Raw genomic sequence first — 21,317 nt, forward strand, 5'->3', positions numbered from 1 at the left:
ACATCCCCATTAAAATATAATCAGTCCCAATATTTCAATCAAAAGGAACTAGTATATGAATAAAAATCTATATTATAAATACCTTAGTTTATTGATTCAAATAAATTATCTCGGATGTTTCTTTTTCCTCCGCACCTGATAAATAATCAATGTAAAGTTTATTACCCTCTTGAAACCTAGCTCCCAAAACAGCCGATGCTGGGTTTGCTGTGGGAGAGAAGTCTCTTATTATTTTCTTAAATATCTTGGTTTTATCAAATATATCCGATACGATTAACTCTCCTTCGTTCATGTAGACTATTTTTCCATTCTGAGCAAGAATGGGATTAAAATATACATCTGAAACCTTATTGCTTATTATATCAAAATAATGCACATAGCTTGCAGGACTCCCAGTACTTATTGTTACTTGCAGTATTCCGTCTTTTAAAAGATTTACTGAAGGTTCTTTGGGGTATTCCTCTTCTTTGATTACATTTTTCCCTTTTCCGTAAAGGATGAGCGAATATTCCCTGTCGCTATGTTTAGTTATTTTATAATATTCACCAATAGCAAAGGTCTTTTGCGGTGTTACCTGTAAATTTCCATCACTAATAACGGGCTTTTTATCACAAGAAACAAATCCCATATTCAGCATCAAAAGAATAATAATAAATATTCTTAATTTTATCACACACTTTCTCCTTAGAACGATTAGCACCATTATTTATGTTTTCTACCATAAGCTCCGCTTATATTATATACTAACATAAAAAGTTTAATCTAAAATATTATGGTCATACCATACATCTTCATCATCTCCTGCGACTAGAAATCTCCATCCAGGGGCTAACCCTAAATATTTGCTTATATTTGGCACCCAATCTTCAATATGCTTAACATGCAACGGTACAAAGAAATTTGGGTCTTCCCAAAATTTCTCACCGGACCATATAGCATCCTGTTGTATCACCCTCAGGATAAACTCGCAACCCATTAACTGGTAAGACATTCTTCTTAAAATTTTCAGAAATACCGACTTTAAAATCACTTCTTGCTTCAACAAAATTCGAATTGTATCTTACACAAATCAATTTCTGTAATTCTATTAAATTACTATCCACTCGTTTTTCCTTTCCTGAGCCTGTCGGCACACTCTTACCAAAAGATGCTATTTATTCTTCAGAGTATTTATTAGGTACTATAGGATAATGGTAAATTTCTATATCTTTATCTATAAAATCTCTTCTTTGTGCTCCCAGCAAGGTATTATACATATTTTCTCTTCCTACTGAATTATCAGTGTGAATATATATCTTCTCTGCTTTTAAACCCTTTTCACAGATATATTTGACTAAATCGTAGCCAGTTGGAAGCAAGTTTCCTTGTTTATCAATGCCTAAATCATGGTCAAGGGAAAGTATACCAATCTGAAAATTTTCGAGATAATATATTGCCTCTTCTACCGTTCTAGCTATAACAAATCCATCTGGACAACCACGCAAATCATCAAGATATAAATCTATTTTTTGGTTCATGACTTAATTCTCCTATAACCTTAATCTACAACATATAAAGATTGTAAAGTAAATATTTAGTCTAATCTCTTGCCTATTATGTGTTTTTTCCATCATCGCTTATTATTATATTTGCGATATGCCTTTACAGGTTACTTTGCCAGAACCAGCCCAGTGTCTATCTTCTCCATTTTTCTTAACTCCAGAAATCCAATACTCTTCACCAGTTTCTACATCGATATAATTACCAGATATTCCAGCATACTTTTGGAATCCTTTATTATTAAAATGTACTGTTTGCCCAGGGTTGGGATACTTTACCTCTCAATCCATGCAGGTCCGTCATCGGAATATCCTGATTTCAATTCAATATATAAAATGTTTTCAAAAGACATTTTCACGCTAATCATCATATCATAAATACCCTCACTGCTCTCCACAACCTGGAAGTTTGAGGCTTCCTTGCAACTATTTCTGTGAAGTTATTATTTAAAATTATTTAAGTTTAAGCAGTTTCATTAAAAAACACCGCCAAATCCTTTGAACTTTTCATTGCATTTACATCTTCGTAAGATGGAATATCATTTGTTTTATGACTGTAAACGATTGGTGCAACATCTATAGCATTCATATGGCGTAACAGCATACATGCTGTGTTAAATGCCTTTTCAACATTTCCATCTCCCCCACCTACTATAATAATCCCACCTTTTTTTACGTTCTTGATTGGTATCTCTTTTCGAAAAAACCTTGAGCAAAAATAGGTTTGCAATCTACTCATCACTGCTAATAATTGTCCTGTTAGTTCTGAAAAGTAAAGTGGTGATGCAATTAATATATTGTCACATTCTTGAATATAACTATATACTTCCTGCATTTCATCGTTTATACTACAGCCAGCATCCTTCCAACAGTACCTGCAATCAATACAAGGTCTAATATTGCAGGTATATGCATCTATAATTTTATACTCACCATTTAGGTGACCTATAAATTCATTTACCAAAGCCATAGTATCACCATTTTTCCTCGGTGTACCGCTAAAAATAAGTGTTTTCATTAACATTTTCCCCTTGAAATGATTAGATTTATCTAACTTATCTGTACATAGCAAAAATATAGAGTTAATTTTATTCTTCATACTACCTGTTTGAAAAAGTTAACCCATTCTCATTCAAGGTTTGCCTTATAATAGTCATGGCACTTTTCCCGATTCCATGAAGTTCTGAAACTTCTTTCTCGCTATACTTTGAAAGTTGCTCAATTGTTGATATGCCTGCATTTTGGATAGCTCTCTGTGCTGGTTTTGCAAGTTTATTAAGTAAGACTTCTATATGCATTTATTTACACTCCTAAGCCTTTTATAGTTGTGATTAAAACAAATACTACTATGATAACTCGGTTCTCTATGTACTGCAAAAAAACAACTATTTGCTTTCTCTCCATGATTCACAACAAATACTCATATCATACTCACCCCAAAAGCCATCATTAGCCTTATAAACATCACTCATATGCTTTACTATTATAAAACCAACTTTCTGGTAACATTTTATCGCATTTTCATTTCTATCAAAAACCTTGAGATGTAATTTTTTTAAACCAAAGTCTTCAAAGCCTATTCTTACTAATCCATTTAAAGCACTTTTTCCAAATCCTTTTCCCCTCATACCTTCAACGCCTATTATAAATCTTCCTACAACAGCACATAAATTCACTTTGTCAATTTTACACAATTGAATACTACCAATGAATTCATTTGAATCTGTTTCAATAATTTTGTACAAATATGTATCTGAGTCAGCTCCATTGAATCCATTCTTATAGTGTTCTTCCATTTGCTGTACTGTCAAAGGATATTGGTATGTTGGACCTGCCCATTGCACCAAGAAGTCTTCATTATTTGTTTCAAACCATTTAACAATATGACCAAAATCTGTCTTATCTAATAACTCAAGTCTCACCATATTAAATACTCCTATGTTTACTTACTCATTTTACATTACAAAACCGACTTCTACCATTATCTTTACTCATAAGATAATAATGACTTTAGTTTGCTTAATATTTTGACTTTTTCCAGAAAACATTAGCAAGAACAATACAAATAAAGATTCCAAAAACATATGGAATAGCAAGAAAAAATGCTATACTTGCTGGAGCACTGAAACTGTCGTATTTAATTCTCCATAGCATATTACAATATTCAAAAGCTATATTAGCACACATCATATATGAGAGCATAAATGCTATTACAATAAAACCACTGCTAAAATTTTAAACTTATTCATAATTATCACCCCACTGCACCTAATCTTTCTTTAACTTGAGTGTAAACTCTACCGAATTCTGTCAAGCTTTTTATTATCACTTAATAAGTCCAAAGCTTTATATATAAAATTAGCGAATTACTTTTTGAATATTTCCCACAATTATCAATTTTTGAGTAAGTCATTATTAATTATTTCTTTGTTGTAAATTCAAGAACTAACTCATTATTAATATTTCCTACATCATCGCTATATTGACCTTCTCCGATAGTTAGCTCATACCTTTGTCCTGCTTCAATTACTTCGTTAAATGATTTCATTTTATCATAATCAGGTAAGAATATTAACTTATTACCTTTTATTTTCACTTTCATTTCTACATGCCCATTATCTGAACCATTTTCAACATTGGCTTTTCTTATTGTTGCAGTTGCATATGTAGTTGAATATATTCTTCTGCCAAAATCTATTTCAATACCCTGCCCTAAATCGACTTCCGTGGCTCCATAATTAGGAGTTATATGAACTGCTTTAAACTCACTCACTTTATAATTAAAAACCGTTTTTCCTGGTTTTAAGATTGGTAAATCCGTTTTCTCAATAGTAACTATGATACTATTATTTACAAATTCTATTGTCCCACTTGTTTTATAATCACCGTTATCAACAAACTTTGCAATATTATTCTCTAATTTAATATTTGTACCATCATAATAATAAGTGCGACAAAAATATAAATGAAAACTTACAGACATATTGGACATATCTTTGATTTCTATAGTAGTACTATTCCCCCCTGTATCTGGCAAGGAAGTGTACCAATGCCCTATATATCCTCCACTTCTTTCCTGTATTTTAAAATATGTTCCATCTGCTTTATTATTTTCATTTGAAGGAACTATTTTACCCCAATGTGTGCTGATACCCGTATCTGTTTTCGTAAAACTCAGTAAATTATCACCTAAGCTATAAGGCTTATTTGTATTATCCTCGCCTGGTAAATAACTCAAAAATATGAAATCAATACAATTCTTGTCTTCATTGATTTTTGCCTGTATATAACTATAAACTCCAGCTCCCTCATCGTGTATCTTTATTTTTGCATTATAATCATTATTTTCTTTAGATATAAAGACCTCATAAAACTTAGTGTAATCTTTTGAATTAATATATTCTGTGAAAATATAATCACCAACCCATGAATCTAAGCGTAGATTATTATTTTTCGATGTATCCTGTGAGGACTCAAGCAATTCATTGCTAGACTTTTCGCTATTCACGGCTATATTTTTATCCACTGGCGTTATTTTTTTATTATTAGTACAGGCAGTGAATGCAGATATAAATGCAATTATAATTAATCCACATATACATTTTTTACATATTTGATTTAACATTACTATACCTCCATAAAAGGTTGATAGGAAATAGTTCCCATAGCTCTTCTAATGGCATTTGACATAATTCTTTTCCCATAATAAACTCCTAAATTAGCGAATTCATTAATTCACTCTATTAAACAAGCATCTACTTAATCCATCAACACCATTACCATTCACCTTTTGGAACACTACCAATCATTTTCTTATTTCCGCCGTCTAAGCACATTCTATAATATGGATAAATATCACCACAAAAAACTTTCACAATTATTTCATCTCCTGTTATTTCATACTCTAAAGTTAAGTACTCTAGATAATCATCAAGTATTTCATTCTTTATATAGTTCTTACGGTCAGCTTTAAAAACAACTTTTTTATCACTTCCGTCAAGATTCATGCTAACTAATTGCACGCCAACAATTTCAGACTTTTTTTTAACTTCTCCGTCTTTTCTAACATCGACCAACTTAGTAATTTCCTCTTGAAAATAAAGACGATTCTTATAAATCTTAAAGTCATTTCCTGAGATATTTATTCCATTATCATAAGCTGAATGTCGTGCTATCATCTGTAAATGCTTCTTTGCATAATTATAAATTCCCAAATAAGCTACTTCATTAGATTGATTAATCCAATAAACTATATAATCCTTATTATGAAATGAAATATTAGAAGTATGGAGTGTAGGAATATCCCCTTTAAAATGAGGAATCTCTTCATTATAACTAAGACTTTTAATTTCAGGAGCTTTTATTCTTTCTGTAAAGCAATTGTTATAAGCAAAATCCATAAGTAATGGTTGTGAATTTAACTTCACTGTAAATTCAAGTTTACCTCGATTTTCTTTATCTGGAGAGTTTTCTGTATACCTTCTTTTACCAAGTCCAACTTTATAATCATCATATGAATAAGATGTTTCATAAGGTCCATAACCATATGTATTTTCTTTATATAATAAAAACCATTCGCCATCCTTATAATTAAACGTATAATTTTCATTCCACTTCCATGCACTTCCCCCAAAAGCATGAGTTGTAAATGTGTTTTTATGGGCGGTTAATTCTTGATAAGGGTCGCCCATTACACCCCCCTCATCTCTATTCCTGATAATATATTGGTTTATAACATTTCGGTTAAATCCATTTCCATTATTCATATAAACGAATAAAATTCTTGGATACATTTCATCTTCTTTAAAAGTATGTTCTACAACTCCGACAATATCAAGCAAACCATCATTGTTAAAGTCATTTTCGAGTATGTCTAGCATGCTCCATCCAGTAGGAAGAATTTCATCTCTATTTTTAATTCTTTCGGGAAATTTGGGTAAATCAACAATTTTTCTTTCATCCACCACTTTTGGTTCTATTATAACAGTTTCTGTCACATTGCTTTTTGATGAAGATGCTGTTTGATTGCCTTTAGGGCTACTCTTCGTGTATGTAGTGTTGATTCTATTATTAAGCGTCGGTGTTGTATTGGCTCTATTTGAAGTGATATTAGAACAGGAAGTGAGCATTGTCAGTAACAATACTATTATCCAAATAATAAAAATCATATATATACTTAATAGAATATTTTTTTGTTTAATGATAAAACTGTACATTTTATGCCCTCTTTAATATGCTTATTTAATACAAGTTTATCATTAAAGCCAATATAAAAAGTTACAGATTGGTAAAGATGTATCTTTTTCAAACATAATTAAGAAAGTGTTGTCATAACTATTTCCAAAGAAATCATATCCCATATATAGATAAGTGCTAACCTTCTCTTATCGCACTTGAAATCAGTTCAATTAGCTTTTTTGCTACTTCTATTATCTGGTACAGTATAGACTTCCAACAAGCTTCAATATCATCAAATTCAATACCTTTCGAAAAATCCACCATTGCATTTTCATCCTGTTTCAATAGGTCATAACAATCCCCTCTGGCTACATAGTATTCTGCTTTATTGGAAGCTAAATCTATAGCTTTGTTATAATACGTAAGAGCATCATTTAAATTTATATATGGAGGCTGGCTGAAAGTTTCTCCAATGTTAAAGAAAATATCAGGGGTTTTATACCCCAGCTCTAGAGCTATATTAAAATGATTTAAAGCTTTTTCAGTATTCTTATTGTCCTGGTAATTAACCAAATGTCCCATAGCAATTTTGTAGTGTAACTCTGGATTATTACCACCTTGACTCAATAATTCTGTATATATGTTAATAGCTGTGTTTAGATCTTCATATTTACTGTCTTGTTCATCAAGAAGACCATTTACCAAAGCTCTTTTATAATAGGCGTCTGCAAAACCTGGTTGCAACTTAATTGCTTCACTATAGCTTTTAAGTGCTTTCTCTAAAAGTTCTTCATTTTGAGTCTCTTCATATTCATAATAGTGCTTTTCGGCTATCGCAAAGTGCTCTTTACTTGTCATTTTTCGCCCATTAACATAACAATGTTTATTTCCTTGGGATTATCAATATTAAAACTCCATTTTTCTTTTAAGTTGTTTATTGCGTATATAGTGTTGTCAGTAATCTCAATACTTATAAATGGATTAGCAGTTTCAAAAAAAGCTATCCACAAAATGCCAATTCCAACATTCGATTGGACTACCACAAATCCATCTCCACCATAGCTCCCTTCCCCACAATAAACAGTTATTTGTTTTTCTAAATGTATCACCTTATTGTTTACTGATATGTATGAAAAAACATACCAATAAATGTGGATACACTTCCATTAATTCTTTTATACATGTTCCAAATTATAACATTATTACATTTATGACAAACATACTTTTTGTCAATTCTACTAAAATACAGCCATTTATTTGATATCTTCTGCCCACATACTGGACAGCTATTCCATTTCATAATTATGCAACCCTTTCAACCTAACATTTTTTCTATAAGCAATCAATGTATTTAATATGAATAAATAGGCATTTCCACTTACAATAGCACAATATAATTCACTTCAAAGTCTAACCCTAAAACACCCGCATAGGAATAGGTAAGGTTTTGAAGTGATCGCCACCTTTTCCCCTCCTCCAAACCGTACAGGAAAGTTTCGCTTCATCCGGCTTTCAAACAAACCAACCTACTTGCCTCCCTCGGCTTTCGACCTCCTGCTATCTCATAATAACAGAGTGCTTCAGTTTAAAACTTTAAGCTTTTTACGGTATATAAGAATCTTTGATTTCATTTTCGAATTTACTCCTTGTGGCACATCTTGACTCTGTACCAACTTAAGACAATTATAACAAAACCATGCTAAATTAGGAACCTTGTTTATCTTATCGAGGGGTAATGTCCCGTCAATTCTTTGACAGTGTCTGTAGTTACTTTTCAAATTTTCTCTGCAGATTTTGAATCTCCCCTTATCTCTGTTGTAGGCGTATTCTCTGTTCATATAATATTCGAAATTGTTTAAACTCTTTTCATTACAATTGAACAGTTCTACATCCTCATAAATTGGAGAGCGGGCGAGGGGGGATATCATCGATCCCTTTTTCTCTATTATATAAAGTCTTCTTCCTTCTTGAGTATACGGTGTCGCTTTCTGATTGTAATTATATTTATCCCATTGACTGTGTGTTATATAGGATTTGGTTAATCCAATCCATTTATCTTCATATTGTACTGCAAATGTTTTATCTTTTCTTTTTTCATGCCTATGAGGTCTGTTATTAAGTTGTGATAGCTGTACCAAGTGTTGTCTGTATTTCTTGCCGTATATTTTCCTGAAGGTTCGATATGCTGTTTGCATAATTCTATGATCCATAAATTTGTATGTATTACTACATATCGCAACTTTATAATATTCCGCTGCTCCTGTAATAATTGAGTTTATTCTCTCAATTTGTGCTGCCATCGTCTTGCTATCCTGCATTGATTTGAGTTTCATGATTTCCTTACAAATGTTATCAACCTTAGCTATAACTTTTGCTTTAGCAGGATAAAATTTCCCAACCAATCCTTTACAGCCTTTATTATCTGGTCGAGCCCTTGGCTGGGCTGCCAGCAGTTCATATCCGAGAAATTTTACTCTGTTTTCTTCAAGGTTTGTTATTAATGTCTTTTCTTTGGAAAGGTTTAGTTTTAATCTATGCTTGTAATATTTTTGTAAAAATGATAAAATTCTTTTGGCTTCACTCAACATTGTTGTCATTATCAGCCAATCGTCACAATAACGGATTAAATACTTTGGAATAATGCCATTTCTTTTAAGGTTTGATCTGGCATAACATTCATTTTTGTATTTGGATTTTGGGTGATGATACATTCTTCCGATCATCCAGTCAAAATCATTCAAATACACATTTGCAAGCAATGGAGATATACAGCCGCCTTGAACTGTTCCTTTATCTGTTTGGAACTTTTCATTGCCATACACATATCCGGCAATCAGCATTTTCTTTATAATTTCGAGGATTCTTTTATCCTTGACACCAATCCTGTATAACTTTCTTAGAAGTATTCTGTGATTAATGTTGTCAAAATATCCTTCGATGTCTCCTTCTATTGCTATTATGGGTTTTTGTGGTATGTTAAGATTTACCAGTGTTTTTGCAAAAGTCATGGCGTGATTTGTTGCTCTATATGGTCTGAATCCGAAATTCTGTGGATAGAACTTTGCTTCACATATTGGTTCAATTATTATTCTTATGCACTCTTGAATTATTTTGTCTATGACCGTTGTTATTCCCAAAGGTCTCAACTTGCCGTTTGCCTTCTTTATGTATGTCCGTCTGACAGGTTTGGGTATATAGTCCTCTATTGATTTTTGTATCAATCCTATCAGCTTGTTTTTGTCCATTTGCAGGTACTTGTTCATCCTGCTGCCATCTATTCCTGGTGTGTTTGCACCTTTGTTGCTTTTTATATTGTGAATCGCTGTGACTATTGTGACTTCATTAAATGCAGCTTCAAGTATTCCGTTAAAACCTTTTCCAGATTTGCTCTTTTCATAAATGAAATCAAGTGTATCCTTTAATTCCTGTTCGCTCGTGAAGCTGTGCTTAATGTTCATAGTCTATGCTATGGCTCACAACCCATATTTCAGGGAGTTAGACTTCACTTTCGTTTTAAATCTGTAATCAGCCTGTCTGGTACCCTTCGCCATGTAAACGGCTTTCCCGTTCTCGGACTACTACGATACCTCTGTACAACAATTACCTTCTTTGCGACTGCCATGCTCCAGTTATTGTTGCATCCCTTGTTCCATTTCGTCTATCCTTATTAATTAAGAGGTTTAGGTCCTGCTGTGCTCCGGAAGGTGCTTTATATTGTTTGAGTTACAGTTTCACAATTAAGTTTGCAGTCATTTCAGGCTGCAACGAGCAATGCTACCGTGGCATGAGAATTGCTCGACCTTCAAACTTCCGACTTTCACCGGCCGCCGCCTGACGAAGCTTTACGACACATGTTCAGTTTTAATTAACCATGCCTCTCGGATACCCGCACCATTATTATGCCATGCCTTGCGGTTTAGGCTTTTCAGGTTACGACTTCACTACACTTTATACATCTTAAACTGGCAGGTTTAAGACGCATAGTAGAGGATTAGTACTTGCCTCATCTCCCACTTAACAGGTGGTATTATCGATGTTAACTCCAGGCAGCAAAGGAAATTTCACCCCTTGAATTCGACGAAACAGTTTGGTGCAATTTCTATATTAAATTGCCCGAAGGCTTTATTCCTGTTTGTTACACAGGGGTTATAGCCCAACAAGGCGTACCCCCGGATGGGGCGGAACGCAGGGAATTCCATATATCGTTTGTATCTGAGACGTCGATGAATCGGACCCGTAAGGAATACCCGTGAGCGGCGTAAGCCCGATGAATCGATGTGGGCAGGATGACCCGTAAGCATGCCCTTTACTCAGATACGTTGATATGTGAAGGCCAGGTGCCCCGCGAAGCCAGAGCCACACGGACGTGGCCCTGGAGGAAAACTACATCAGCCACACTGTTTTGCTTTATATAAATCTTATGATTTAATTGAAGTCAGATAACTTCTATACAATTCGTTAAAATCCTTATACTCTAATGCCTGATACCGATGAGATCGATGAGCAGGTAAATATAACAAACATTTCAAATTCAACAATTTATCCCAACTACTTTTTATATCTTCAGATACTTTTTTAGTGTCCTTTTAAATGGCTTATTGTCGAGTCCACTTAACGCATCACCTACAATTGCAATTTCATTATCGATAATAATGCTTACTGAGCCAGTAGAGTGACCTGGAGTATGTAAAATATAAGCATCTAAGTCGTAATTACACAAATCATATTTATCATCTGTTTGTATATCCCACATCACTGGCTCATAGTTCTTTATATATTTTTCATTATTACTTGTTATGTATATTGAACCGCCATCTTTTAAATACTCCGCTTCGCTTTTATGGACAATAATGTCTAATTTAAATGTATCCTTAAAACTCCTAGCATTTTGAACATGGTCATGATGAGTGTGGGTTAATATTACTGCAGATAACTTTAGTTTATTTGAAAGAATACAGTTAATTTTGTCTGAAAGTTTCATCCACTTCTTTCTGCTTCCAGTATCAATAAGAATACTTGTTGTTTTATTTGAAACAAGTAAAGGGTTATTTGAATCTAAAACCTGTTGAATAATATATCCATTTTTAGTTATCCATTTCTTTCCCAATATACATTCCTCTTTTAATTAATTTAAACTATTTACTATTTAATTGTTGCACATTTTAAAACTAACGTGAACTAAAACTTCAAAGCATTACCCGAAAACCGTGACAAGGATGTCACGGCAATTGCACCTGGCTTTCATATATCGTCGGCATTGCTGACGCCGTTCGAGCCGGACCCAATAGAAAGACCTGTGAGCGGCACTCCGTGCCCGGCGAGACGGTGTGGTGCGGTACGCTTCTTGCTCCTTCTCCAGAGGAATTACTTCATGCCCTTCTAAACCGTACCTTTACAGCCATGCATTGTTGAACGATGTGCCCCCTAAAAACTGAAATCTTTGAATATATAGACTAGCTTTCTTATTTAAAAATATATTTATTTTATCTGCACCACCTCTAACTCATTATTTCTAAAAACAACTTCTAATTTATACTGAATCTTTGGATTATACAAATGTTGAGGTTTTATATTCAATGATGGTCTCGTTTCACATATCATATTACCATCTTTATCATTAATTTTTATTTGAAGTTTATCAGATGAATTCGAACCATATACCACTTTGATTTGTGATTCCTTGTTTTTCTCCAAATACCCTTTAATAGGATTTTTATCCCCAATAAGGAAAGAATAATTGATGTATTGATTGCTGTCATTTTTAAGTTCAATTGTCATGTTGGGTATTTTGGTATTACCAATATAATTTAATGAGTTTATAACGTATGCAAAATATGTTACAAATAAAACAATAACGACCCCAATACAACCAAGTATAATTCGTGTTTTCCTTATATTTAATCTCATACAATTCTCCTAATTGTTTTACCTTTTGAATTTTGCAATCATTATTGTAGGGTATAGCACTCCAAAGACACTCCTTGTTCAGAGGCATTTCGTTCAACGTCTCGCATGGAAGACGTTCCAGAGTCGGACCCGCAGAGCTTTTCTTCGGAGGCGGTGCTTGTCACCCGACGATGGAATGTGGTGCGGCACGCTTCATGCTCCTTCTCCAGAGAAATTACTCCATGCCATTCTAATCCGTACCTTTACTGCCATGCATTGTTACATGATGGACTGGGTCCCTCAACACCAGACTCAGACACGGATGTCTGAGCCTTAAAACTCACTAAGCTCTAGCTATTACCTTTCTATTCTATAAGGCACTTTTCCAACTCAACACTTGCATATGTATTTTCAGTATATTCCTTATCTCCATATATGCCAATAATTTTGTCAAATCCAAGTTTAGTCCAAAATCTTAGAGAAGGCCAATTTTTCAAGTCTATGTTAATATAAACTCTGCTGTAACCTGCATCATATGCTTCATTAATAAAATTCTTTACAACTTCTTGTCCAAATCCTTTGTGTTGAAATTCCGGATTTATATACAAAAAGCCTACATACAAAACATCTTTTTTTGGATAACCATGATATATTTCAATATAACCAATAATATCTATACTCTCTTTTAAATATATTGATTGAATTTTATAAAATTCTTTATTGCCTCCATTTGGTAAATTACCTTCTTCAATACACTTTATGGGCTTTTTCCCCCTGTTCCATTGACAACTCTCATATATTTATTTGCTTTTGAATATAAAATCATTAATTTGTCTGATTCATCAATAATCGAATCTTTAATAACAAGTTTTGAAGTTTCCCAATAATTTTTAATCAACATCATTTGTATTCCACCATCTATTTTTTATTTATATTCTAAGCTTTGAATTCATGCCATCCAAAATCCCCGACATGATGTCGGGGCAATGCCCAGTCTTTCATGTAACGTGTACATGCCCGACGCCGTTTGAGCCGGACCCCAGAGAACTACCCGTGAGAGCCGCTGTGCGGCCGGCGAAACGGTGTAGTGCGGATCTTCCACGTGGGATGACCCTTGGAACAGTTCTTCATGATCTTTCTTACCGCACTTTTACGGGCATGTGTTGATATCTGAAGGGTCTATGCACTGGCTTCTGGTTTGTACTACCCCAATAAACACCCTGGAAATTCTCTATGTGACATATCAACTGCATACCAAGTAGATACATCATCTGGTTTCTTAGGTGTCCATGCAACAACAAAATGAACTTGACAAACCTGATTAAGAAAAACTCTTTCAATCGGTACTAATAGCCCTGTAGAACTACACTCCACTAAAGCCAATGGGTCAACACTCGAATTTAATATTGCTGGCATCATTTCGTTATTCATTGCACGTGAATGAAGCATTTCACCATCTTGTGTACCGATAGAAACTACATAATAATCATTCTCACAGGTCTGTGCTTCAAGATGTTCGCCACTATCCGGTCCACCATCTGTCCATAAATAATCAGAACACCAATTAGCCGAAAATTCACATGCAAGTTCCTTGTCATGTAGTAAGATTCTATAGATAGCTGCTCGACAACCTTCTACATGCATGTTATCCGCCAAATGCAACTTTGGACTGCATATAAGTAGCTCAACATCAAAACTATCTGAATACCACCCAAAAACGTAATCTCCTTTTTTATTAGTAAATGCAGATGTAAAATCAGCTAAATCTGTTTTACCAAGCTTTAAACTAAAACATACCTTGCCTAATGGTGTAACTACTTGGTTTTGAGGCCCTGCACAAGGTTTAAAATCTTTCAAATCAAAAACTTTCATTTGCACCTCTCTTACCTAGACCTTTCAGATATCGTGTGTATCTGAGATGTCGATGAATCGGACCCTCGAAGCCTTTCTTCCTTGGCGGCACTTGTGCCCGATGAATCGATATGAGCAGGATGACCCGTAAGCACGCTCTTTACTCAGATACGTTGATATGTGATGTTCCCTGTCCCGCAAAGCCAGACGAAGACAGGACGTCTGAGCCTCAAAAAACTATAGTTATTACTTTACCTTTATGGTATAAAAGTCTATCTAAAATCCATTTTTTCTGTTATTTTTCTCAAATCCTTCAAAGATTTAATTTCAACTCCATTAATCTCACATTTTTCTCCACACTCTAGCTTTTGAATAACCCTATTTTCAAATCTATTTCTTTTGCTTTCAATTCCGATGTATTCAACCCTTATATTCAAATCTTTTAAATCATTATCATAAATTATGTTTTCAATATCATCCTTATCTTTATCCTTATCATCAATAACCAATATTATCAATTCTTCTATTCTTGCTACCCAAAGAATAATATTTTTTGTTATTTTAATTCTATCTTCTTTTTGTATATTCAACCCAGAATCATACCATTCTAATAGGCTATATGTATATATCCTAAATCCATTAATATTGGTGGCTTGACAGTGTAATTCCTTTCCGTCATCACTATAAATCAGTGTTTCTGTTCTGAAATTAAATTGTATTGAAATACTTCTATTTTTTTTACTAAACAGTCTCATAATAACCTCTTTATCAATTCTCCGAAGCCCTTCTCACCAACCGACGCAGGACGCGTCGGCATACAGGGAATATCATATATCGTCGCCCATGACCGATGTTCCAGAGTCGGACCCGCAGAGCATTTCTTCGTAGGCGGTGCTTGTCACCCGACGATGGAATATGGTGCGGCATACTTCATGCTCCTTCTCCAGCGGCTTTCTTCATGAATTTTCTTACCCGCACCTTTACGGTCATGGATTGTTATGTAAAGTCGCGTGCCTTCGAAGCTCAGCGGCTGACACGATGTCAGCCCCTTAAATTTTCTTCGTTTGTTCAACTGCTTATTACAATTTAAACTGCTAACTTTATTATTCGTCAGATGAAGGCACCAGCTTAATAACCTCTCCAAGCTCTCCTAATTTTTCAATACGGTTCAATGCTTTCGCATAAGTTATATTCCTTATAATAGTAAAAGGAAGTTGTTTTGATCCTCTTAACAAATCCCCAATAGATATTTCCAAATCAAAAACTTTCTTTAATACAAGAAGATCTCTTGAACCATTTTTAGGAGTACTAACTAAAATTACATTATATGGTTCTATGTATGATACTGAAGAATCCCTATTCCCAATCATATCCATATACTCTTTAGATTCTGTTTCATCAAGGCACCCTTCTTCAACCCAATTTTTAAAGTTTAATATTTTCCCATTTGGGTCTTGAGCATTCATATAACCACAATCTGTAATAAGGACTTCATAAGCATTTCTATCTTGCTTCATTAGAAATACATCTGGTCTGCTATTGTCCCCAATACAAATATATCCCGATGAATACTTCTCAACTTGTAGTGTTTGATATCTTTCAAGTATCTCATTTGTACCATATATCACAATTGTCTCATTTGTATAAATACCATTAGCTTGAAGAAGTAGTTCCTTATAAATCTCAGGAAGAATTATTTTGGCTTCTGCTTCAACTTTCTCAATCTCAGATAATTTAGCAGGTTCATTTTTACAACAAGAATCAATTTTTGATAAGTCCATATGTATGCCTCCTAAGATAAAATCTACAAAGCCTTTCCCTAACAATCCCCGACACGATGTCGGGGTCTTGCGCGCGATTTTATATAACGTGAGCATGGCTGACGCCGTTCGAGCCGGACCCATTAGAAAGACCCGTAAGCGGCACTGCGTGCCCGGCGAGACGGTGTGGTGCGGCATTCTTCGTGCTCCCGCTCCAGAGAATTACTTCATGACCTTCTTAACCGCACCTTTACTGCCATGCATTGTTAGCTGGAGTCGGACGCCCCGTGACTAGGAGGCACACACGGACGTGTGCCCCTTTAATAACAATCCCAAGCCAAGAACCATTCTCCTTTATCTTTAGATTTACATATATAAAACTTTCCGTTATCAGCAATCATGAACCTTGGTTTTTCTTCTGATGAAATTTGAAAAATATATTCCAAACCACCTAAACAAGGAGATTGTATAAATGCAGCATACCCTCCAACCTTTGTAAAGGTATGACTATCAAACTCGTCAAAAAACTTATCTGATAACTCATCAGATTCATTTATTTCTGTCATATCAAGATAATTCCATGATTCTTCCCAACAAGGATAATCTGGTTTTAATGCCTTTGACCACTTAATCTGAAATTGTTTGTATATTTTACACTCATTAGGTGTCTCAACTTGTTGCATATCTTCAATAGTATCGTACTCTCTAAGTAGCCACCCTTCACCATTTTTGGCATGATTACATGGTATCTTTTTTGAATTTATATATATTTGAATTAACTGTTTATTGCCAAAATACTCTTCTCCGTTTGGAACTTCAGGCACATAGATTTGAATAATTGGTATCATATATCCATCTTTATCCTTTGGCCATTCTTCTGTTTTCTTTGAATAAAAACTTCCTCCAAAGCTACTCTTTATCCTTTTGTCAGGACGGAATCCACCAATTTGTGCAATAATAGGTACCCTACCAATCTCTTTTAACTTGTGAAATATATCCATATAACCTCCGATGTTTTTTAACTTACATGACGGACCACAACAACCCGCGACACGATGTCGCGGCCCGCGTCCGATTGCAGCTAACGTCGCCCGTCTCCGACGTCCTCGAACGGTCCCGTGAGGATGACCCGCGTTATCGTGCAACCGCACCCGTGAGAGGATGTGGCGGAGCCATGCTACCTGAATTTACTCCAGAGAAATACTTCTTGATCTTCCTTTCGTAGCCTTTACGGAGAAGGATTGTTATGTAAAGTCGCGTGCCCGCGAAGCCAGCGGCGGTCACGGATGACCGCCCCTTAAATTTCATCAACTCATTATAGTACCTACCAAAGAGCAATGCCTACCTTGTCTATTTCATTAATAGCAATCTTTATCATTTCCAATGCATTTTTCACTCTAAACTCTATAAACTCCTTATCGTAACCAGTAGCACTTTGTATAGTGTCTATATTATCAAGAATGTTTAATAATTCGCATTTCAATATATTGATATCTTCATCAAACACTATAATATCAAATTCCTTTAAGGAATATATCATTTCACAACCAATTAGTTGCATAACATCATGACCCCATAGAGTTTTCCTGCATGACTCAAACCCAAACAATTCATTATGGGGTGATGGTACTTGGTTTTCTAAGTCATTAGTATCTATGTTTGTATCTTTTTTCTTAATAATACTTACTATTAAGCTCATAAATCAGTTTATCCTTTTATTTTTTCTACAAAGCCCTTCTCTTTCAAACCCGCCACACGATGTGGCGGCCTGCACGCGATTTTATATAACGTGTGCATGCCCGACGTTCCTGAACCGGACCCGCTGAGCCTTTCTTCTTCGGCGGCCTTTGGCCGGTGAAGGAATGTGGCGAGGCCTTCTACATGTTCATGCTTCAGAGAGCTTCTTCATGCTCTTTCTTACGAGCCCTTGTGTGAATCTGTTGTTATGTAAAGTCGCGTGCCCGCGAAGCCAGAGCGGCCACGGATGGCCGCACCTTCGAGAAAAATATCCAATAATATTTTCTTTTTAAAATTGATTACAAAATGTATTATTCTGAAAAATAGTAGTGTATCAATTCATAGTTAATACCATATTGATTTAAAATTTTCTTAAATTTATCTTCTTCACTTCCATAAACATCCTTCAAATCTAAAACTGGACGTCTATAATAATCAGGACAATCACAATATTTATTATATAATTCATTAAGTGTTTTTAATATGAAATCTTTTGTTTTTGAAGCCTCTGAACTTAAGCATTGAACCACTATAGTTGATGCATCATAACCTACTTCTAACAATATGAGTATATTGTTATCTCTTTTATCTCTTAAAAGTACTAATTTCCTATGACTATAAGCATCGTTGCCACACCATGCTGCATTAGTAGCTGCTTTATATTTTGATTCATCCATAGAGATTGACATATAATCACATAGTTTTGCTAGTAGTTCATGTTGTTCTTCAGCAAAAACTATAGCATAAAACTGGGAATATGTATTTGTCTTCATGTTCTCACATCCTCACAGTTAAATTTTACACCTTTGATTATAATTAAATCTACAGAGTCTCACCCTAACAAACCCGCCACACGATGTGGCGGCTTGCACGCGATTTTATATAACGTGTACATGCCCGACGCCGTTTGAGCCGGACCCCAAAGAACTACCCGTGAGAGCCGCTCCGCGGCCGGCGAAACGGTGTAGTGCGGATATTCTACATGGGATGACCCCCGAAGCAATTCTTCATGACCTTCTAACCGCACTTTTACGGGCATGTGTTGATATGTGGAGTTCCCTGCCCCGCGAAGCCAGAAGCGACCATGGATGGGAGCCCTTAACAAACAAACATTCCTTTGGTATATAGTATTATAAAACATGTAAATCATATAAATAGACCTTAGTGTTTGTATCACTATAAAACTCAACATCACACTCAAGAGTCAAATCACTTTTTAGTCCATCTATCCATAAATCAAATATTACACTAAATTCTCTTACTGCTCTTGTCGGATTACTAATTTCAATAATATCCATTTTATTAAACTCTTCATCTGCTGGCATAGAAACTATTCCTTCGTGATCCCCAAACTCTAAAAACTCATTTAAGGATCTTACGAAATCATTAATATCTCTTTCTTTTGGTAAATACTTTCGGGACAAGGTATCGTAGTCTTTACTTACAAAAAGTCTTATAATATCTTTTATGCTGTTTTTAATAACCTGATCAATACTAATGAAATTACCCCCTTATAAACTGCCAACTTATTTATATATAATCTCCAAAGCCTATCCCTAACAAACCCGACGCAGGACGCGTCGGAACGCAGGGAATTCCATATATCGTCGCCCATTTGCGTCGTCGATGAATCGGACTTACAGAGCCCTTCTCCGTAGGCGGTGCTACGCACCCGATGAATCGATGAGGGCAGGATGACCTCATGCTCCTACTCCAGCGAACATTCTCCATGCTTTGCCCCTTTATGCAAATGGATTGTTCTGTGAAGTAGGCTGACCCACGGAGCAAGAGCGCCAAGGACGGCGCGGCCTTGAATCCCTTTTGCAAATTTAGGTATCTTATACCTAATAAGTTTCAAGTTCTAATCTATCAAAAAATTCTTTCATTTCGTTAAAATGTTCTTGATTGGAAGATGCGTAGAGCATGTCGTAATCACTATTTTCAATCATACAAATTACCTGATCATCATAATTGCTATAATATGAAACATTCATCCAATGATGTAATTCATAATCTATCTTTTTGTATCGATTTCTAATGATTTGAGCCTGTTCCTCGCTAATAATATATATACCTTCACTACAATATTCAAGACCCCAACTAGCAGCCTGAAAAAATGCCATTGCATATAAAAAGTCAAGTAAACTTTCACTTTCAAGTTTAAACTCATTTTCATCCGATGAACAATACACAGGTGGATTATCTTTGTTTAAATCACTCTTTTTTATAGCCCATTGAACAACATACTGATTTTCCTTATAAAATATAAGATATTCTTTTGTATCAATCAATTCACTTGGCCGGCATAAAATATTCTGCGTTTGATTTATCTGCCTGTAATTACCGAGTTGTCTGTAATACTCTTTCAATATAAAAGGCAAACTTCCATATTTTTCACAGGCTTTACTTATATCATTTTCTGAAAAGCCATCATTCTGTTCTATATTAAATAGTTTCCTTATAACTTCAAATTCCATGTGTTTCTTCCTTCCATATTACAATTATATAATCTTTACTTTACAGTTACCTACTAGATAAGAATCAAACAAAACTTCAGAGCCCTTCTTTCAAATATCGTGCCAAGGATGGCACGCCTTTCAGCCTATTTCACAGAACGTCGGGCATGGAAGAAGTTCCAGAGCCGGACCCCTTAGAAAGACCCGTGAGCGTGCTTGCACCGGCGATGGAATTTGGTGCGGCATTTCTTCATGCTCCTTCTCCAGAGAATTTACTTCATGAGCTTCTATCCCGCACCTTTACTTCCATGCATTGTTATGTAAAGTCGCACGCCTTCGAAGCTCAGAGCCCCACAGGACGTGGGGTCCTAATAAAAAACCCTATTTGTCTACTATTTTAATTTCTCCAGCAATTTAAAAAATCTAGATATAATAGCTAAAATAACTCATTTTTTCAATCCTCTAAATTTAGTAAATAATCCATAACCAACTCCCAAAATTGTAATTAATAAAAATATAATTGTAATTGGGAAAGAATTAGCTGATGTATGTGTTACATAAATTGCTGTTGGTCCATCTGCCCCTCCGATAATTGCTACTGAACTATTTTTATTTATACTTATATTATGTTTATAGGTAAGATACAATGGCAGTATGTATTCAAATATTCCACAAATAAGAGATAGTAAAGCACTTACAACAGTGATTATCAATATTATTTTCGATTTAACTCCCCCACACTTTTCTCTTTTTACAAACAACAATTCATCAACCTTTCCATAATTTAAGATCACTATCTACTAATACTCCAAAGCCTAGCCCTAAAAATACCGCCACACGATGTGGCGGCCTTGCGTGCGATTTTATATAACAACTGCATTTACGTAATAAATCTCGTCTACGCATAATCA

At 34.9% G+C, this 21,317-nt stretch carries 23 protein-coding genes and 1 pseudogene; all 24 read right to left on the reverse strand.

Features of this window, described 5'->3' with window-relative positions; all coding sequences use genetic code 11:
• Positions 1-88: 88 nt before the first annotated feature.
• Positions 89-673 (reverse strand): hypothetical protein, encoded by a 585-nt coding sequence (locus tag Bccel_RS05445; RefSeq protein WP_036940660.1) that lies wholly within the window; start codon positions 671-673, stop codon positions 89-91.
• Between the two features lie 84 nt (positions 674-757).
• Positions 758-1,133 (reverse strand): annotated as a pseudogene (locus Bccel_RS28720) (immunity protein Imm33 domain-containing protein).
• Between the two features lie 21 nt (positions 1,134-1,154).
• Positions 1,155-1,517, reverse strand: coding sequence for a cyclic-phosphate processing receiver domain-containing protein (locus tag Bccel_RS05455; protein ID WP_036940663.1), 363 nt, complete (start codon positions 1,515-1,517; stop codon positions 1,155-1,157).
• Positions 1,518-2,001: 484 nt separating this feature from the next.
• Entirely contained in the window at positions 2,002-2,556 is a 555-nt protein-coding gene (locus Bccel_RS05460; protein ID WP_036940666.1) for a flavodoxin family protein, read from the reverse strand.
• An 82-nt stretch (positions 2,557-2,638) separates the two neighbouring features.
• The gene (locus tag Bccel_RS05465) at positions 2,639-2,836 is read right to left on the reverse strand and encodes a helix-hairpin-helix domain-containing protein (protein WP_050753154.1); all 198 of its coding nucleotides are present in this window, start codon (positions 2,834-2,836) and stop codon (positions 2,639-2,641) included.
• Between the two features lie 87 nt (positions 2,837-2,923).
• Positions 2,924-3,463 (reverse strand): GNAT family N-acetyltransferase, encoded by a 540-nt coding sequence (locus Bccel_RS05470; RefSeq protein ID WP_036940669.1) that lies wholly within the window; start codon positions 3,461-3,463, stop codon positions 2,924-2,926.
• A 494-nt stretch (positions 3,464-3,957) separates the two neighbouring features.
• Positions 3,958-5,163 carry a DUF5991 domain-containing protein gene (locus Bccel_RS05475; protein WP_036940672.1) on the reverse strand — a complete coding sequence of 402 codons (1,206 nt, stop codon included), beginning with the start codon at positions 5,161-5,163 and terminating at the stop codon, positions 3,958-3,960.
• 151 nt (positions 5,164-5,314) lie between these two features.
• Complete coding sequence (locus tag Bccel_RS05480) at positions 5,315-6,754, reverse strand: hypothetical protein (protein ID WP_036940675.1); 1,440 nt, start codon at positions 6,752-6,754, stop codon at positions 5,315-5,317.
• A gap of 157 nt (positions 6,755-6,911) precedes the next feature.
• Positions 6,912-7,574 (reverse strand): tetratricopeptide repeat protein, encoded by a 663-nt coding sequence (locus Bccel_RS05485; RefSeq protein WP_036940678.1) that lies wholly within the window; start codon positions 7,572-7,574, stop codon positions 6,912-6,914.
• The gene (locus tag Bccel_RS05490) at positions 7,571-7,759 is read right to left on the reverse strand and encodes a hypothetical protein (RefSeq protein WP_036940681.1); all 189 of its coding nucleotides are present in this window, start codon (positions 7,757-7,759) and stop codon (positions 7,571-7,573) included. Before Bccel_RS05490 ends, Bccel_RS05485 begins: the two co-directional genes overlap by 4 nt.
• 537 nt (positions 7,760-8,296) lie before the next feature.
• A complete protein-coding gene (locus Bccel_RS05495; RefSeq protein WP_050753155.1) occupies positions 8,297-10,174 on the reverse strand; it encodes a reverse transcriptase domain-containing protein in 1,878 nt (625 codons plus the stop codon).
• A gap of 1,097 nt (positions 10,175-11,271) precedes the next feature.
• A complete protein-coding gene (locus Bccel_RS05500; RefSeq protein WP_050753156.1) occupies positions 11,272-11,823 on the reverse strand; it encodes an MBL fold metallo-hydrolase in 552 nt (183 codons plus the stop codon).
• 371 nt (positions 11,824-12,194) lie between these two features.
• A complete protein-coding gene (locus Bccel_RS05505; RefSeq protein WP_036945921.1) occupies positions 12,195-12,623 on the reverse strand; it encodes a hypothetical protein in 429 nt (142 codons plus the stop codon).
• A 344-nt stretch (positions 12,624-12,967) separates the two neighbouring features.
• Entirely contained in the window at positions 12,968-13,402 is a 435-nt protein-coding gene (locus tag Bccel_RS28725; RefSeq protein WP_082225125.1) for a GNAT family N-acetyltransferase, read from the reverse strand.
• Positions 13,360-13,506, reverse strand: coding sequence for a hypothetical protein (locus tag Bccel_RS30125; protein WP_160317696.1), 147 nt, complete (start codon positions 13,504-13,506; stop codon positions 13,360-13,362). The genes Bccel_RS28725 and Bccel_RS30125 overlap by 43 nt, the downstream gene beginning before the upstream one ends.
• Positions 13,507-13,805: 299 nt before the next feature.
• Positions 13,806-14,474 carry a hypothetical protein gene (locus Bccel_RS05515; RefSeq protein WP_036945917.1) on the reverse strand — a complete coding sequence of 223 codons (669 nt, stop codon included), beginning with the start codon at positions 14,472-14,474 and terminating at the stop codon, positions 13,806-13,808.
• A gap of 251 nt (positions 14,475-14,725) precedes the next feature.
• Complete coding sequence (locus tag Bccel_RS05520; protein ID WP_036944159.1) at positions 14,726-15,208, reverse strand: hypothetical protein; 483 nt, start codon at positions 15,206-15,208, stop codon at positions 14,726-14,728.
• Between the two features lie 348 nt (positions 15,209-15,556).
• Positions 15,557-16,234, reverse strand: coding sequence for an SMI1/KNR4 family protein (locus Bccel_RS05525; RefSeq protein WP_036944162.1), 678 nt, complete (start codon positions 16,232-16,234; stop codon positions 15,557-15,559).
• Positions 16,235-16,533: 299 nt separating this feature from the next.
• Entirely contained in the window at positions 16,534-17,214 is a 681-nt protein-coding gene (locus Bccel_RS05530; RefSeq protein WP_036944164.1) for a DUF1963 domain-containing protein, read from the reverse strand.
• A 323-nt stretch (positions 17,215-17,537) separates the two neighbouring features.
• Positions 17,538-17,912 carry a hypothetical protein gene (locus Bccel_RS05535; RefSeq protein WP_036944166.1) on the reverse strand — a complete coding sequence of 125 codons (375 nt, stop codon included), beginning with the start codon at positions 17,910-17,912 and terminating at the stop codon, positions 17,538-17,540.
• Positions 17,913-18,261: 349 nt separating this feature from the next.
• Positions 18,262-18,723 carry a hypothetical protein gene (locus tag Bccel_RS05540; protein WP_036944169.1) on the reverse strand — a complete coding sequence of 154 codons (462 nt, stop codon included), beginning with the start codon at positions 18,721-18,723 and terminating at the stop codon, positions 18,262-18,264.
• A 357-nt stretch (positions 18,724-19,080) separates the two neighbouring features.
• Positions 19,081-19,449 (reverse strand): DUF7668 domain-containing protein, encoded by a 369-nt coding sequence (locus Bccel_RS32495; RefSeq protein WP_420848042.1) that lies wholly within the window; start codon positions 19,447-19,449, stop codon positions 19,081-19,083.
• A gap of 345 nt (positions 19,450-19,794) precedes the next feature.
• On the reverse strand, positions 19,795-20,427 hold the full coding sequence (locus tag Bccel_RS05550; RefSeq protein WP_050753158.1) for a hypothetical protein: 633 nt from the start codon (positions 20,425-20,427) through the stop codon (positions 19,795-19,797).
• A 425-nt stretch (positions 20,428-20,852) separates the two neighbouring features.
• Positions 20,853-21,200 (reverse strand): hypothetical protein, encoded by a 348-nt coding sequence (locus tag Bccel_RS05555; protein WP_036944175.1) that lies wholly within the window; start codon positions 21,198-21,200, stop codon positions 20,853-20,855.
• Between the last annotated feature and the right edge of the window lie 117 nt (positions 21,201-21,317).

The organism is Pseudobacteroides cellulosolvens ATCC 35603 = DSM 2933 (genome assembly GCF_001262605.1).
Taxonomy (GTDB): domain Bacteria; phylum Bacillota; class Clostridia; order Acetivibrionales; family DSM-2933; genus Pseudobacteroides; species Pseudobacteroides cellulosolvens.